Source organism: Paraburkholderia sp. GAS82, from assembly GCF_050436285.1.
Classification (GTDB): Bacteria; Pseudomonadota; Gammaproteobacteria; order Burkholderiales; family Burkholderiaceae; genus Paraburkholderia; species Paraburkholderia phenazinium_B.
Genome location: NZ_JBNDLX010000003.1, coordinates 1 through 13,214, shown reverse-complemented (window position 1 = coordinate 13,214; position 13,214 = coordinate 1). Strand labels below are relative to the sequence as shown.

The following is a 13,214-nucleotide window of genomic DNA, read 5'->3' as shown; positions in this document are numbered from 1 at the left end:
GTGCGTCAGACGTTGGACACGTCGAAGGATTCCGCGGGCAGGCCGGCGCACCACCGCCGCCACATCACACGCAGTGCCCGTGTGGCACTTTCGGCGATGATCTGCGGCTGGAACATCGGCGATTGCTGGCAGCGCGCGCGCAGGCCCGAACGCAGCACGGCGAGTGCCGCGACATCCGAGGCCAGCGCGACACCGCGGCGTACATAGTCCTGCTTGTCGGTCGCGATGAAGTTTTCGAGTCCGACGTGAGACATTGCCGTCAGTCCGCTGCGACCGGGTACGGTCTGGCCGGGCATTGTGAGTGTCGGTACACCCATCCATAGCGAGTGAAGGACGGTGGTGAGGCCAGAGTACGGGAAGCTGTCGAGACAGATATCCACATGATGATGCTGCTGAAGATAGACCGGCACACTTGCACGCGCCTGGTACTCGACGCGCTCAGCCGCAATGCCGTCCTCAGCGAACCATTCGGTGAACTTGCCGCGGCTGCCGTCGCCCGGCATACCGCCGATCATCATCCGGGAGTTGGGTACGGCGTGAAGCAATTCGGACCACAGGGAGATCACCTCGCGGCGAATCTTGTCCACACGGTTGAAGCTGCCGAACGTGACATACCCTTTGTACATCGCCGGCAGCAGGTTGGGCGGCGGGCTCATTTGGTCCGCCAGAAACGGCGCGACCGCGGGAAGATACACGATCTTCTCGGTGAACTGGTTTCTGAACTGCTCGGAGGGTACCCAGAACCGGTCGGCGAGGAAGTAATCCACCGCGCTCAGGCCCGTTGTGCCCGGATAGCCGATCCAGCAGACCTGAACGGGCGCTGGCTTGCGTGCGAGCGTGAGCAGCTTGTTATTCGCCGTGTGTCCGGACAGATCGATAAGGATATCGATCTGATCCCCGCGAATCAGATCCGTCACGTAATCGTCTTTCTGACCGAAGAGGTCGTACCAGGTGCCGAAGAGTGTGCAAATCCGTTCCGTGACATGGTCGCGTCGCGGCGTATTCGAGTACGCGTACAGCGAGAGACTCGGGTCTTTGGAAAGGTGTATCAGCAGCGGCTCGATAAAATTGGCGACCGCGTGGTGACAGAAGTCACCGGAGATAAAGCCGACCCGAAGTTGCCGATCGGGGTCTTTCGAATTGTCGTGCTGTGGCCAATGAGGCTTGAGCGGCCGCTCGAAGTGGTCGCCGAAGCGGATGTGTTCGGCAAATACTTCGGCAGGCGTGACATCTTCCCGCGCGGTGTAACAGAACGCCAGATTGTTGTACGAAAGATCGTGATCCGGATCGAGCTTGATGGCACGGCGGAAACAGTCGCTCGCTTCGACGAGTCGACCGAGCTTGATATAGAGCACGCCGAGCGTGCAATGGGCAAGAGCGGATTTCGGCGCTACCTGCATCGCCTTGAGACAGACCTCTTCCGCTTCCAGCACGCGCGAGAGAGACATCAGCACGATGCTCAGCACGCGAAGCCCTTCCAGATGATTCGGGTCCAGCTTCAACAGGCTTCTCAACGCTGCTTCAGCTTCGACGTGCTTACCTCTTGACTCATGGATCGCGGCCGACGCTTGCAGAAGATCGATGTCGTCTGGCCACAGCTTGAGAGCCGTGGGCATGTATTCCATCGTTTCGTTGTACTTGCCGAGGCTGTACAGGATCAGGGTCAGCAGCTTCCAGCCGAATCCGTGGCTGGGATAGCGTTTGACGAGTCCTCGCGCGGCGATGAGCGCTTCGTCGGTGCGTCCGGTGTTGTAGAGCGCGGCATAGCCCTCGAGTTCTTTTCTGTCTGGCACAGCCTCCGGCGCTGAGGACGAGGCGGCTTCGGGCGTGGGTCCGGATTCCGGTGCGGCATCTGCAGCCGGAGCCGTGTCCGCATTCGTGGAGGGCTGCGTCGGCCGGATCTTGTAGGAACCCGTCGTCGACATCGCCGTCATGATCGCAATCAGCTGATCCACTGCAGGGCCGCTCAGCCCTCGCTGCTGTCCCATCTGCAACGCCATCCAGGCCGCCTTCATCTGCCCGGCCTGCACCAGGGCGTCGACGTAATTGGCCCAATACTGCATCTTGTTCGGGTCGCTTCCCAACGCCCGCTCGAGGTAAGGCACAGCAGCCTCGGCTTGCCCCAGCCGGATGGCGATGACGCCCAGCTTGTGATTGGCATCCGGATGATCGGGATAGACGGCGAGTACTTCCTGCAAGGATTTGCCGGCATTGACGAAGTCCCGCTTCGCGTCGAGCGCCAGGCCTTCCTCCATCGCGGCGGCCGCCCGATGGTAGCGTTTGAGTTCGTCGTCGTACGGCAGGAGGGAAGTCGCTCTGGTAAGCGGCAACAGTGCTCCGGCGAGGTCGCCTCGTCGCAGGTGCGCATAAGCGAGCGTCTTCCAGCCGTAGCCGTGCTCTGGCAGCAACTGCACCATCTGTTGCGCGAGTTGCTCGACGCTGTCGTTGAGTCCCTTGGCGGAAAGCGTTTCGAGCGTCGCAATGAATTCGTTTGCGACCGCATCCATCGGTTCGGCGGCCGGTTCACCGCCAGACTGCTCCGGGGCGGCGGCAATGGCGTCGAATACCAGACCATGCTCCCGCGCCGATTCAAGCACCTGAGCTGCCCGCTCGCGTTGTCCTGCGAGAACCAGCGCATCGGCATAGGCGGCCCAGTAGTCGCGCCGTTCAGGGCACAGGGCAACCGCGGTTTCGAGGAAACGCAGACCCTCCGCGGGCCGCTTCAGCTGGACGACGAGAATCCCGAGGTTATGGTTCACCTCCGGATGGTTCGGCTGGGTCTTGAGGATGGCGCGATAGAGCTGTTCCGCTTCCGGGAACTGCTCTGCTCGATGGTGGACCACCGCTATCTGCAAGTCGACATCGGTACTCATTGTTTCCCTTTCTGGCGCGCCCGAACAGTCGTACGGCGATCTTGATGTAGAGAGTCTAGAGATCTTCGGTTTCTGCGATCCGGCGAGTAAAGGGCAGATTTGCCCGCTTTTCGCGCCTGGTCCCGCCTGTTTCAGCCGTGCTGACGGAGGACGAAAAAAAGCCCGCGCGAAGCGGGCTTGAGGCGAACGAGCACGCCTGAACGACAGCGTGTTGTTGTTATTCTGCGATGGAAAACCCTATGGAACAGCGGCTGTTCTATCTCCGCAGCAGCGCCATCCTTTGATACTGGCTCGCCGAACGGCTGCGCTGTATCGCCGCGTGATATTCCGTTTCCATTTCGTCTCGCGATGACCTGGCGTCTTGCATCAGTGCGTTGTCGAGAGACTGGATCCGGCGGATCAGTTCGAGCGAAGCCGTGGTCTGCTGTGCGCGGATCGACATCAACAACGGCGAGCGCACGTCGGCCAGACGCGATGCTTCCTGCCAGTCGGCGAGGCTCGCTGCATGGCCGATAGCGAGAGTCAGTTCGTAGACCCGCTCGACGAGCTGGGTCTGGTCCATATCGTTGCGTTCTGCCGTCATTTAAGGGCTCCTTTACTCCGAGCTTGCGGTTGCCATGGCGCCCGCGCTGTTAGCACCGCCGAACAACTGGGTCAGGTATTCCGAATCCGAGTTGGTCGTCGCCATCAGGTTGTTCAGCGCGGTGAACTCGTTGTTGTACTGCGAGGTCAATTGCGCCGTGTAAGCCGCCAACGCCGTCTGCTGGGTCTGAACGCTCGTCATGTCGTCGCTGAGCTCGGTCGAACGGTCGGCAATGACGCCGTTCGTCCCCGTGAACGCGTTGATGCTGGTGTTCAACTGCTCGGCGATGCCGTTCGTCCCGTTGAAAACCGACGCAACCTGCGCGGGATCGTTGGTGACCGCGTTGGTGAGCGTGGTCGTGTCGATCGTCAACTGGCCGTCCGATTGCAGCGAAATGCCCAGTGCGCCCAGCGTCGAGCCCCCGGTGGTGCCGCTCACGATATTGCCCAACGTGGTCTGGATCGTGGTGAGCATCGAGTCGCCCACCAGTGCCCCGTTCGCGCTCGATCCAGCCGACGAGAACGACGACAGCGACGACATGGCGCTTACGACGTTGTTGTACTCCGTGACGAAGTTCTCGATATCGCTTATCTGGGTCGACGTGTCCGTTGCGACGGTGATTGTTTGCGTCGAGTTAGCCGACTCGGCTGCGGCGGCCGTCAGATTGATCGTCACACCGGACAGGGCCGACGTGATCGAATTGCTGGCGCTAGTGGCTGCAGTCCCGTTGATCGTGAACTCGGCGTCTGCTGCGGATGTATTCTGGGTCCATGCAATGCTGCCCGCGGAGGTAACTGACGACGAGGTACCCGAGTCATTGCCCGCGGTCGACGTGACGCCGAGGCTTGATATCCCATTGTCGCCGGACACGTTGCTGACGCTGACGTTGATGACGTTCGATGCGCCCGTCGCCGTCGAACTGAGCACCAGGTGGGAACCATTCGAGCCGGTGACGACGGAGGCCGAGACGGCGACGCCCGAGGTCGAGGCCTGACTGTTGATGGCGGCAGCGATGCCGCTCAACGAATCGTCCGACGAGGTGATATTGACGTTCATCGACTTGCCGCCGATCGACACGGCCAGCGTCCCGGTGCCCATGGCCGCAGCCTGGTCGGTGCTGAAGGCGCCTGACGACATGCTCTGCGAGGCTGCGACCTGCGACACGACCATTGTGTATGTGCCGGCCGCGGCGCCGGTGCCGGCAGTTGCCGTGATGCCCGTGCCGCTCGCGGTCGCGGTAAAGCTCGACTGCAGCGAGCCGTTGAAGAGCGGCGCGAGACCGATCTGCAGTTCCGACAACACGGCCGAGAGCGATCCGATCGCGGACAGCTGAGCTGTGTCGTTTGCCGATTCGGTTTCCAGCGCTGCTGTCTGACCCGCAACCTTCGCGTTGACGAGTGTCGACACGAGTGAGTTGACATCCAGCGAGGAATTGCCCGTCGAACCGGAAATGAGCGACTGTCCCGCTTCTGCCAGGGCCGCGGAGGCGGCGGCGGATGCGCTAGACGTCGCGCTCGAAATAGTTGACATGAATAAACTCCGTACGTGGCGTGGACCACGCGACTGGTGTCGTGTCTAAGGTGTCGGGTCCGTATGCGAGGCGGGAGGACAAGCCTCCCGTTGCAAATGCTTTCGCGGATGAGCCGGTTGGTGTAACGACCGGCTCACCCGCGTCTACTGCTTCACGCTATTGCTAACTTACCGATTACTGCAGCAGCTTCAGAACTTGCTGCGGGTTGGAGTTGGCTTGTGCCAGCACCGAGATACCCGCTTGTTGCAGCACCTGCGCCTTGCTCAGGTTAGCCGTTTCTTGCGCGAAGTCCGCATCGGTGATCTGCGATTGTGCGCTCGACAGGTCGGTGGACTCATCTTGCTGCGACGTCGAGATGCCGGTGAAGCGGTTCTGTGCTGCACCCAGCGTTGCCTGAATGTTGCTGATGGTAGCCAGTGCGTTGTCGACCGTTTCCATCGCCAGGTTGGCGCCTTGCGTCGTGCTGATGTTGATCGCCGAAACCGACGTCGGTGCGTTGTTGACGTTGACGCTGTACAGCAGCGTACCGGACGTTTGACCGCCGCCGACACCCGTACCCGAAGCCGTGCTGCCGAACGTGCTGGTCGGCGTGGTGGCGAACGAGATGCCCGTGCCGCTGGTGGTGAACAGGCCGGCCGTCGCACCCGTCGTCAACTGGTTGCCGTTCTGGTCGACGAACTCGATGCCGCCGTTGCCGTTTGCTTCGACCGTAACCGAGGTGATTGCGTTAGCCGTGCCAGCTGCAGCGTCAAGGCCCGTGTCCGGATCGACGTCAATGCCCGAAATCGTGCCGAACACCGTGCCAGCCGCCGTCGTCGACGACGAAGCAGCCGCAGCAGTCTGAATGCCGGTCATTTCGCCGGTCAGGCTCAGGCCGTTGGTTGCGGCGGCGCTGGTTGCCAGCGAAAGCGACTGAATACCGCTGCTCGACGTCGTGGTCACGAACAGGTTCGAAACAGCCGTGCTCGACAAAGCCTGGTTGTTCTGGTCCGTGAACGTGAAGCCGCCCGTGCCGTTCGACACCACGTTGATTTGCGTGATCGCGCCAGCAGCACCGCTGGTGTTTTCTGCGCCGGTCGAGGTCAGGTCGAGACCCGTGATCGTGCCGAGCGTGTTGCCGGCTTGCACGAAACCACCACCCAGCGAAGCAGCCGACACGCCTTGGCTCAGGTCGAGGGCAACAGTCTGGCCGACGTTGGAGCCGACTTGAACGTTGATCAGGCCAGCCGAACCGTTCAGCAGGTTGATACCGTTGTACGTCGTTTGCGAAGCCAGGCGGTTCACTTCAGCAACTTGCTGCGCCACTTCCTGTTGCAGGGCTGCCTGGTTGGTCGACGACAGCGAGCCACCTGCTGCCTCGTTGGCGAGCGAGCGGATCGTTTGCAGGCTTTGCGTGATCTGGCTCAAACCGGTCGAAGCCGTTTCCACCATCGACACGCCGTCGTTTGCATTCGACACGCCCTGGTTCAGGCCGTTGATTGCCGTTTGCAGCGTTGTGGAAATTGCCAGGCCAGCAGCGTCATCTGCCGCGCTGTTGATACGCTTACCCGACGAGAGGCGAGTGATAGCTTGCTGGAGCGCATCGCCCGAGCTGTTCAGGTTTTCCTGAGCCACCAGCGAGCTGATATTACTGTTAATGCTGAGCATGAAAATCTCCCAAGAGGCTGTTGCCCTAAAGTTACTGCCACGTTGACATGGGCGGTGCACTCGTTCATTGCTGGCCGCCTCTGAGCAGGATGTCGGCGTGAGAAAAAAAAACTTGAGGGACTTTGTTCAACTCGGACCTAATTGTCTTACCAGGAATTACGGTGCCGGACGGTCGAAAGCCGGTTTAAGCGGCCTGTTGGCAGGCTGTTGGCGCCGACGACGGAGGTTGAAAAGTCGGCGTATTCTTTTTCTTTCCAAATCGCATTCCCTGGAGAAATCATGCAAAGACGCAGGATTGGCAATTCGGAATTGCAGGTGGCGCCGGTCATGTTCGGCGGCAATGTATTTGGCTGGACCGCCGATGAGACGACCTCGTTCGCGATCCTCGATGCCTTCGTCGACGCCGGTCTGGACTTTATCGACACCGCCGACGTTTATTCCGCTTGGGTGCCCGGTAATCGGGGCGGGGAGTCCGAGACGATTCTCGGCAAGTGGTTTCGCCGCAGCGGCAAGCGCGACCAGATCGTGCTGGCTACCAAGGTGGGCAACCACCCGGAGCGCAAGGGTTTGAGCGCCGGCAACATCCAGGCGGCCGTTGAAGATTCGCTGCGCCGTCTGCAAACCGATTACATCGACGTGTATTTTTCGCATAAGGACGCGGCCGATACCCCGCTCGCCGAGACGCTGGGCGCCTATCAGCGCCTGATCGAGGCCGGCAAGGTGCGGGTGATCGGGGCGTCGAACTACAGCGGCGCGCGTATTCGCGAGGCGCTGGCGGTGTCGCGGCAGCACGGTCTGCCGGAATACCAGATTATTCAGCCCGAATATAATCTGTACGACCGCGAGGCTTATGAAACCGATCTCGAACCAGTCATTCTGGAAGAGCACCTCAGTGCGGTCGTGTATTACAGCCTTGCAAGTGGCTTTCTGTCGGGCAAGTACCGTTCGACCGCGGATCTGGCGAAAAGCGCGCGTGGCGGCGGCATCAAAAAGTATCTGAACGAACGCGGCACGCGCATCCTCGATGCGCTCGATACCGTGGCCGACCAGCACGGCACCACGCCCGCCACGGTGGCGCTGGCATGGCTGATCGCCCGTCCCAGCGTGACGGCGCCGATCGCCAGCGCGACTTCCGTGCAACAACTCGAGAGCCTTGCGGCGTCAGTCCACCTGATGCTGACCGGCTCGGACATGCGTCTGCTGGATGACGCAAGTGCCTGGCGGAATGGCTAAAATGGTGGTAGGCACGGTATTTTCCTGATATCATCGGGAGTGAATTGAGATCTTTGCCTGTTTCGTGGTGAACTCCCCACCTCTCTTTTCCGGCCTCCGTGGCCGCTTTGCCTTTCGTTTCGTTCATGGTTTCGTTTGCCTGTTATTGGCCATGTTGCGAAATGACCGGAGGCCGGCGCGTACGTGGCACACACCACTGCGCAATTACCCGTATCCAGCGATTTAGTTAGGAATTACATGACGACGATTCTTCTGAAGGAAAACGAGCCGTTCGAAGTGGCGATCCGCCGCTTTCGTCGCGCAATCGAAAAGAATGGCCTGATCGCAGAACTGCGTGAACGCCAATCGTACGAAAAGCCGACGACGGCTCGCAAGCGCAAGAAGGCCGCTGCTGTGAAGCGCCTGCACAAGCGCCTGCGTAGCCAGCAACTGCCGAAAAAGCTGCACTAAGCACGCTTTTCAAGCACAGCCGAACGGCGGTGTGAGCTTCGCAAGAAGCCACACCGCCGTTTTGTATTTGGGGGAGCAATTCCAGCGAGGCTTCCGAGGATGTTTCTGGGAAGCCTTATGGCGGCTCAGGCGGCGGTTTTCAGCTGCGCCGTGGACAAGCCGAACTGACGGGCAATCGAAACCAGCCGTTCCTGCCATTCCCACGTGCCGAATACGTCGTGCACGTTTTGTAGGCAACTTAGCAGGTCGATGGTGGCGGGGTCGAAGATATTGATATGGGCTCGCAGCAGCGCTTTCTTGAGTGCGGCCACTCCGACATCCATATAGGCAGGCACTTCGATCGGGGTTTTGCCGATATAGCGCACCGGAATGCCTTCCATTGCCGTCATATAGTCGCGCGGCTTGATAAAGCTGCCGACCGGGCAGCCACCGCAGTAACCCCGATAGGCTCCGCCGCCACGCGGCAGAAGTGCGGCGCGCCCCTGACCGTCAAGATGGCTGACGGCTTTGTCGAAAATCTCCTGATACGTCAGGAAGTTTGGATTTTTCATGGTTGTTCTCCCCCTGCGTCTACGCGCAGCGGTCATTCATGGGTGGTTCAAGCGCAGTTGTTGTCCCTTCAATCGTTATAACGACTGAATCAGGTAAAAACGTAGCGGTGCAGCGCGCAAGTCCGCAATTTTGACACGATTCGAGAGATCTGCAGGTGGTGGAGTGCCCGCAAAGCCAAGCTGGGTAAGGCTGTGAGGGGGCGGCACGGGCGCGCTCAGGACTTTCCCGCAGACGCTGGGTTTTGCGTCCGAAGTGTGGCGAAAACCACACGAGGCCGGGGCGCAGATCCGAGACCGGCGACGCGCCTGGCGTACCTTAGGCCTCGGAACTCGCGGATGCGCCTCAGCCGGCCTTCCGCTTGCGCCCCTTTTTGCCGAGGGCGGCGCAGCGGGCGTAGCAATCGCAGTCGGTCTGATGGTCGTTCACCATGCCGACAGCCTGCATAAATGCATAGCAGATCGTCGAACCGACGAACTTGCAGCCGTAGCGCTTGAGTCCCTTGCTCAGCGCGTCGGAAATCTCCGTTGAGGCCGGCGCGTGCTGGTACGAGGTCCATTCGTTCTGGATGGGCGTGTCATTAACGAAAGACCAGATGAACTGCGCCAGCGACCCGTGTTCCGCCTGGATCTGTTGCACGGCGCGCGCGTTGGTAATGGCCGCTTCGATCTTGCCGCGATGCCGTACGATCGATTCATCGGCGACCAGCGCGTCGACATGCTTTGGCGTGAAGCGGGCCACCTTGTCGATATCGAAGTTGGCGAATCCCCGACGGTAGCCGCTGCGTTTGTTGAGGATCGTGGACCATGACAGACCGGCTTGGGCGCCCTCCAGTACCAGCATTTCAAAGAGATGTTGATCGTCGCGCGAAGGGACACCCCACTCGGTGTCGTGGTAGTGTGCGAGCGCTTCGCTCGATACCCAGTTGCATCGCTGTGTCACGTTCCGGCTCCTGCATTTGATGTGTCGAAATCCCGGCGCGTCCGGGCTTTGCCAGCATAGCGGAACGCCCGCGCATCGCAAGCCGGCCGTTCGGCCAGTTGCCGGATCCACGCTGGTCTGCCACGCTATGCGGCATTCCGGTTCGGCAACTCTTTTCACCCACACTCACTTGATGAATACAGACCTCTTTCTGATCGGCGTCGACGGCGGCGGCAGCGGCACGCGTGTCGTACTCGGTGACGCCCACGGCCGCGAACTGGCTCTGGCGGCGAGTGGCCCGTCCGGCCTGGGCCTCGGTATCGAGCGTGCCTGGCAGGCCATCCTGGCAGGTTGCACCGAGGCTTTCCGGCAGGCCGGGGTCGCCCCGCAATGGGAGCGTTGCGTATTGGGCTGCGGGCTGGCGGGATTCAACAACCCGGACTGGCTTGCTGCGTTTCACGCCCAGGCGCCGAAGCTAGCGGGTCTCGCCGTGGAACACGATGCCTACACGACCCTGCTCGGCGCGCACGGCGGGGCGCACGGCGTCATCGTGGCGCTTGGCACCGGCAGCGTGGCTGCCGCGGCAGATGGTGTCGGCGAGTACCGGATCGCCAGCGGTTTCGGCTTCCCGTCTGGTGATGAGGCAAGTGGCGCCTGGCTCGGCTTGCGCATAGTCGTGTACGCGCAGCAGGCGCTGGACGGCCGCGCGCCGCTGGATGCACTGGCCCAGGCACTGCTCGAACGGGTGGGCGCGCAGGACCGCGACGGCCTGATTGTCTGGCTTTGCAACGCCAATCAGACCGCCTACGCGAGTCTCGCGCCCATCGTCATCGCGCATGCCAGCCATCCCTTCGCCGCGCGCCTGCTCAAAGAGGCCGGAGAAGAAATTGGCAAGATGATTACAGCGCTAGACGCGTCCGGAGAGCTGCCGGTGGCCTTGTGCGGTGGCCTCGGCCAACCGTTGCGCGACTACGTACCGCAGCATTTACAGGCCCGGCTGCGCGCGCCGCTGGGCGATTCGGCGCACGGTGCGTGGCAGCTTGCGCAGCAGGAAGCCGCGCGGCTCGGTTTGAATCTGGCGGGCTAATCCGGGGAAAGCATCGCAAGCAACGATAAAATAGCGCCTTCGATGCTGCCGGCTGCTCACACCATGTACCAAGTCATTGCCACCGATCTCGACGGCACCCTGCTCGACGGAGACCATCAACTCGACCCATTCACCGTTGCCACGGTTCGGCGGCTGGAGGCGGACGGCCTGCAATTCATCATCGCAACCGGCCGCCATTACCGCGACGCGGCGGGCATCCGCGATCTGCTGGGCATCCGGCCGTACCTGGTCACGTCAAACGGCGCACGCGTGCATGCGCCGGACGACACCATGATCTACGGGGACGATCTTCCGCCCGCCACCGTGCACCGGCTCGTGCAGCCGGAAATCGCGGGCGCGCATGGGCGGGTGATCGTCAATCTGTTTGCAGATCACGATTGGCTAATCGATCGGGACGCGCCAGAACTTTTGCGTCTCCATAAGGATTCGGGCTTTAGCTACGAAGTGACCGATCTGCGTCGGCATCACGGCGAAGGCATTGCAAAGGCGCTCTATATTGGCGAGCCGGCCGATCTCGCACCGGTCGCGGCCAATCTGCAACGCGAGTTCGGCGACGCCCTCTATGTCACCTACTCGCTGCCCGATTGCCTTGAGGTCATGACATCGAACGTGTCGAAGGGCCGTGCGCTGAAGTTCGTGCTCGACCGCCTCGGCGTAGAGACCGGCCGCTGTATCGCGTTCGGCGACAACATGAACGACATCGACCTGCTCGAAACCGCTGGCCATCCGTTCATGATGAAAAACGCCAACCCGGATCTGATCACGCGCTTGCCGAACGTGCCGCGAATCGGCAACAACTTCGAAGCAGGCGTCGCTCGTCACCTGCGCAAGCTGTTCGCCATGGACGATGAGCTTGCCTAATGCACCGCATCTGAAGCCGCCGCGGGCGCCAACGCCGCGCACGGGCAATCCGTAGACCGCCCATTCAGCCCTTCGTCGCTATGCTGGAAGCTCGCACGCGGCGAGCCGCCCTGCCAGTCGAGCTTGACGATATAAATACTGTCGAAATCGTCGCTGTGCCACTTCGGCACGTCTGCGGCGTTGCCGCCGTGAGCGCTCACCATCTGGCGCACCAGCTTCTCGATCAGCTTGTGCTCCCATGCCACCACCACCAGCTTGTTGCGATATGCCGGATCGATCAGCGTGGCGCTGAGCCGGTCTATCTGCGTCAGGCCATAAGGCGTTTGCACCGGCATCTGGAATTGGATGGCGGTGGGTTCGATGGTGGCCAGCGGGCGCACATAGTAATAAGGATGGCCGCCGTCGTTTTTCTGCTCGCCCGGATCCGGCGCGAAGATCGCGTCAGGTTTGCCGAACTTGGCGGCGATTACCGCAGGCAATGCTAGCGCCCGGTTGAGACCCTGGCAATTGAGCTGACCGAGCCCTTGCGCCGGCTTCTCGCCGTGACGGACAAACACCAGCGTTTCAACGGCGGGGCCGGCCGCCTGGCTGCTGGCCGCATGCGCGGTGACGGGCAACATGGCGGTGCCACACGAGGCCGCGAGCCAGAATGCGACGCCTTGCAGGAATCGACGGGAACGGTTCATCGGGAGCCTCTTTGCGAGCCGTGTGAAAGTCGGACGATTCTAGCAGTGGCGCTGCGCCTTGCCGCGCGTCGCTCGCACTGAGGGCCGCCTGTGCGTGAGGCCGTCCGTAAAGCAGAAGCGGGCGCCACAGCGCCCGCTTTGCAGATAGATGCGCCCTTTGGCGCTACGGATTCGTCAATCGGCCAGCGCAGAGCGCGACTCGAGCGGCGCACGGCTTGCCGCGACAACCGGATACACGAGACCGGCAATCACAGCGCCGAGGATCGGCGCAACCCAGAACAACCAGAGCTGGTCGACAGCTGCGCCACCCACGAACAGCGCCGGACCCGTCGAGCGGGCTGGATTGACGGAGGTATTGGTGACTGGAATCGAGATCAGGTGGATCAGCGTCAGGCACAGTCCGATGGCGATCGGCGCGAAGCCAGCCGGCGCGCGCTTGTCGGTGGCGCCGAGAATCACGAACAGGAAGAAGCCGGTCATGACCACTTCGCAGATGAACGCCGCCATCAGCGAGTAGTGGCCGGGCGAGCGATCGCCGTAGCCATTGCTGGCGAAGCCGCTCGACACGAGGTCGAAGCCCGGTTTGCCGCTGGCAATCAACGACAGCACGAAGGCGCCGAGCACGGCGCCGACCACCTGCGCAACGATATACGGTACGAGGTCACGTGCCGGAAAGCGGCCGAGGCTGTGTAAAAACTCTAATGATCGCCTAGACTGAATCAACCTGCTGGAATGAGAGGCGCAGATGGGGCGATTTGTCGAAGGTGCGCAA

12 protein-coding genes are annotated in these 13,214 nt (G+C 61.5%); 4 read left to right on the top strand and 8 right to left on the bottom strand.

From position 1 onward, the window contains the following. Positions 1-5: 5 nt before the first annotated feature. From P3T17_RS10435 to P3T17_RS10420, 4 genes are all read right to left on the bottom strand, one after another. Positions 6-2,873, bottom strand: coding sequence for a tetratricopeptide repeat protein (locus tag P3T17_RS10435; RefSeq protein ID WP_429406517.1), 2,868 nt, complete (start codon positions 2,871-2,873; stop codon positions 6-8). 256 nt (positions 2,874-3,129) lie between these two features. After that, positions 3,130-3,456: a flagellar protein FliT gene (gene fliT, locus P3T17_RS10430; RefSeq protein ID WP_254368724.1), complete on the bottom strand. Its 327-nt coding sequence runs from the start codon at positions 3,454-3,456 to the stop codon at positions 3,130-3,132. Positions 3,457-3,468: 12 nt separating this feature from the next. Further along, the gene (gene fliD / locus P3T17_RS10425; protein ID WP_429406515.1) at positions 3,469-4,986 is read right to left on the bottom strand and encodes a flagellar filament capping protein FliD; all 1,518 of its coding nucleotides are present in this window, start codon (positions 4,984-4,986) and stop codon (positions 3,469-3,471) included. 175 nt (positions 4,987-5,161) lie between these two features. Then, a complete protein-coding gene (locus P3T17_RS10420) occupies positions 5,162-6,634 on the bottom strand; it encodes a flagellin (RefSeq protein ID WP_074262892.1) in 1,473 nt (490 codons plus the stop codon). Positions 6,635-6,913: 279 nt separating this feature from the next. Here P3T17_RS10420 and P3T17_RS10415 point away from each other — a divergent pair, with 279 nt between their 5' ends. Beyond that, positions 6,914-7,867: an aldo/keto reductase gene (locus tag P3T17_RS10415; RefSeq protein ID WP_429407178.1), complete on the top strand. Its 954-nt coding sequence runs from the start codon at positions 6,914-6,916 to the stop codon at positions 7,865-7,867. Between the two features lie 237 nt (positions 7,868-8,104). After that, entirely contained in the window at positions 8,105-8,317 is a 213-nt protein-coding gene (gene rpsU / locus P3T17_RS10410; protein ID WP_074262890.1) for a 30S ribosomal protein S21, read from the top strand. A gap of 125 nt (positions 8,318-8,442) precedes the next feature. Here the strand turns inward: rpsU and P3T17_RS10405 are convergent, their stop codons facing one another. Both P3T17_RS10405 and P3T17_RS10400 read right to left on the bottom strand, forming a co-directional pair. Then, on the bottom strand, positions 8,443-8,868 hold the full coding sequence (locus P3T17_RS10405) for a hypothetical protein (protein ID WP_074262889.1): 426 nt from the start codon (positions 8,866-8,868) through the stop codon (positions 8,443-8,445). Between the two features lie 343 nt (positions 8,869-9,211). Next, entirely contained in the window at positions 9,212-9,808 is a 597-nt protein-coding gene (locus P3T17_RS10400) for a DNA-3-methyladenine glycosylase I (protein WP_429287750.1), read from the bottom strand. A 172-nt stretch (positions 9,809-9,980) separates the two neighbouring features. Between P3T17_RS10400 and P3T17_RS10395 the strand changes: the two genes are divergently transcribed. Further along, positions 9,981-10,874: a BadF/BadG/BcrA/BcrD ATPase family protein gene (locus tag P3T17_RS10395; RefSeq protein ID WP_429406512.1), complete on the top strand. Its 894-nt coding sequence runs from the start codon at positions 9,981-9,983 to the stop codon at positions 10,872-10,874. 63 nt (positions 10,875-10,937) lie between these two features. Further along, positions 10,938-11,756, top strand: a complete 819-nt coding sequence (locus P3T17_RS10390) for a Cof-type HAD-IIB family hydrolase (RefSeq protein WP_429406510.1) — start codon at positions 10,938-10,940, stop codon at positions 11,754-11,756. Here P3T17_RS10390 and P3T17_RS10385 read toward each other — a convergent pair. Together P3T17_RS10385 and aqpZ are read right to left on the bottom strand one after the other, a co-directional pair. Continuing rightward, complete coding sequence (locus P3T17_RS10385) at positions 11,753-12,442, bottom strand: histidine phosphatase family protein (RefSeq protein ID WP_429406509.1); 690 nt, start codon at positions 12,440-12,442, stop codon at positions 11,753-11,755. The two genes, P3T17_RS10390 and P3T17_RS10385, sit on opposite strands and share 4 nt — an antisense overlap. A 174-nt stretch (positions 12,443-12,616) precedes the next feature. Then, on the bottom strand, positions 12,617-13,214 hold a 598-nt coding region (gene aqpZ / locus P3T17_RS10380), incomplete at its 5' end, for an aquaporin Z (RefSeq protein WP_429406507.1).

Coding starts and splice junctions, on each gene's coding strand:
- fliT (WP_254368724.1), bottom strand. CDS start 3,456: ATGACGGCAGAACGCAACGATATGGACCAGACCCAGCTCGTCGAGCGG.
- P3T17_RS10390 (WP_429406510.1), top strand. CDS start 10,938: ATGTACCAAGTCATTGCCACCGATCTCGACGGCACCCTGCTCGACGGA.
- P3T17_RS10415 (WP_429407178.1), top strand. CDS start 6,914: ATGCAAAGACGCAGGATTGGCAATTCGGAATTGCAGGTGGCGCCGGTC.
- P3T17_RS10385 (WP_429406509.1), bottom strand. CDS start 12,442: ATGAACCGTTCCCGTCGATTCCTGCAAGGCGTCGCATTCTGGCTCGCG.
- fliD (WP_429406515.1), bottom strand. CDS start 4,986: ATGTCAACTATTTCGAGCGCGACGTCTAGCGCATCCGCCGCCGCCTCC.
- rpsU (WP_074262890.1), top strand. CDS start 8,105: ATGACGACGATTCTTCTGAAGGAAAACGAGCCGTTCGAAGTGGCGATC.
- P3T17_RS10435 (WP_429406517.1), bottom strand. CDS start 2,873: ATGAGTACCGATGTCGACTTGCAGATAGCGGTGGTCCACCATCGAGCA.
- P3T17_RS10405 (WP_074262889.1), bottom strand. CDS start 8,868: ATGAAAAATCCAAACTTCCTGACGTATCAGGAGATTTTCGACAAAGCC.
- P3T17_RS10395 (WP_429406512.1), top strand. CDS start 9,981: ATGAATACAGACCTCTTTCTGATCGGCGTCGACGGCGGCGGCAGCGGC.
- P3T17_RS10420 (WP_074262892.1), bottom strand. CDS start 6,634: ATGCTCAGCATTAACAGTAATATCAGCTCGCTGGTGGCTCAGGAAAAC.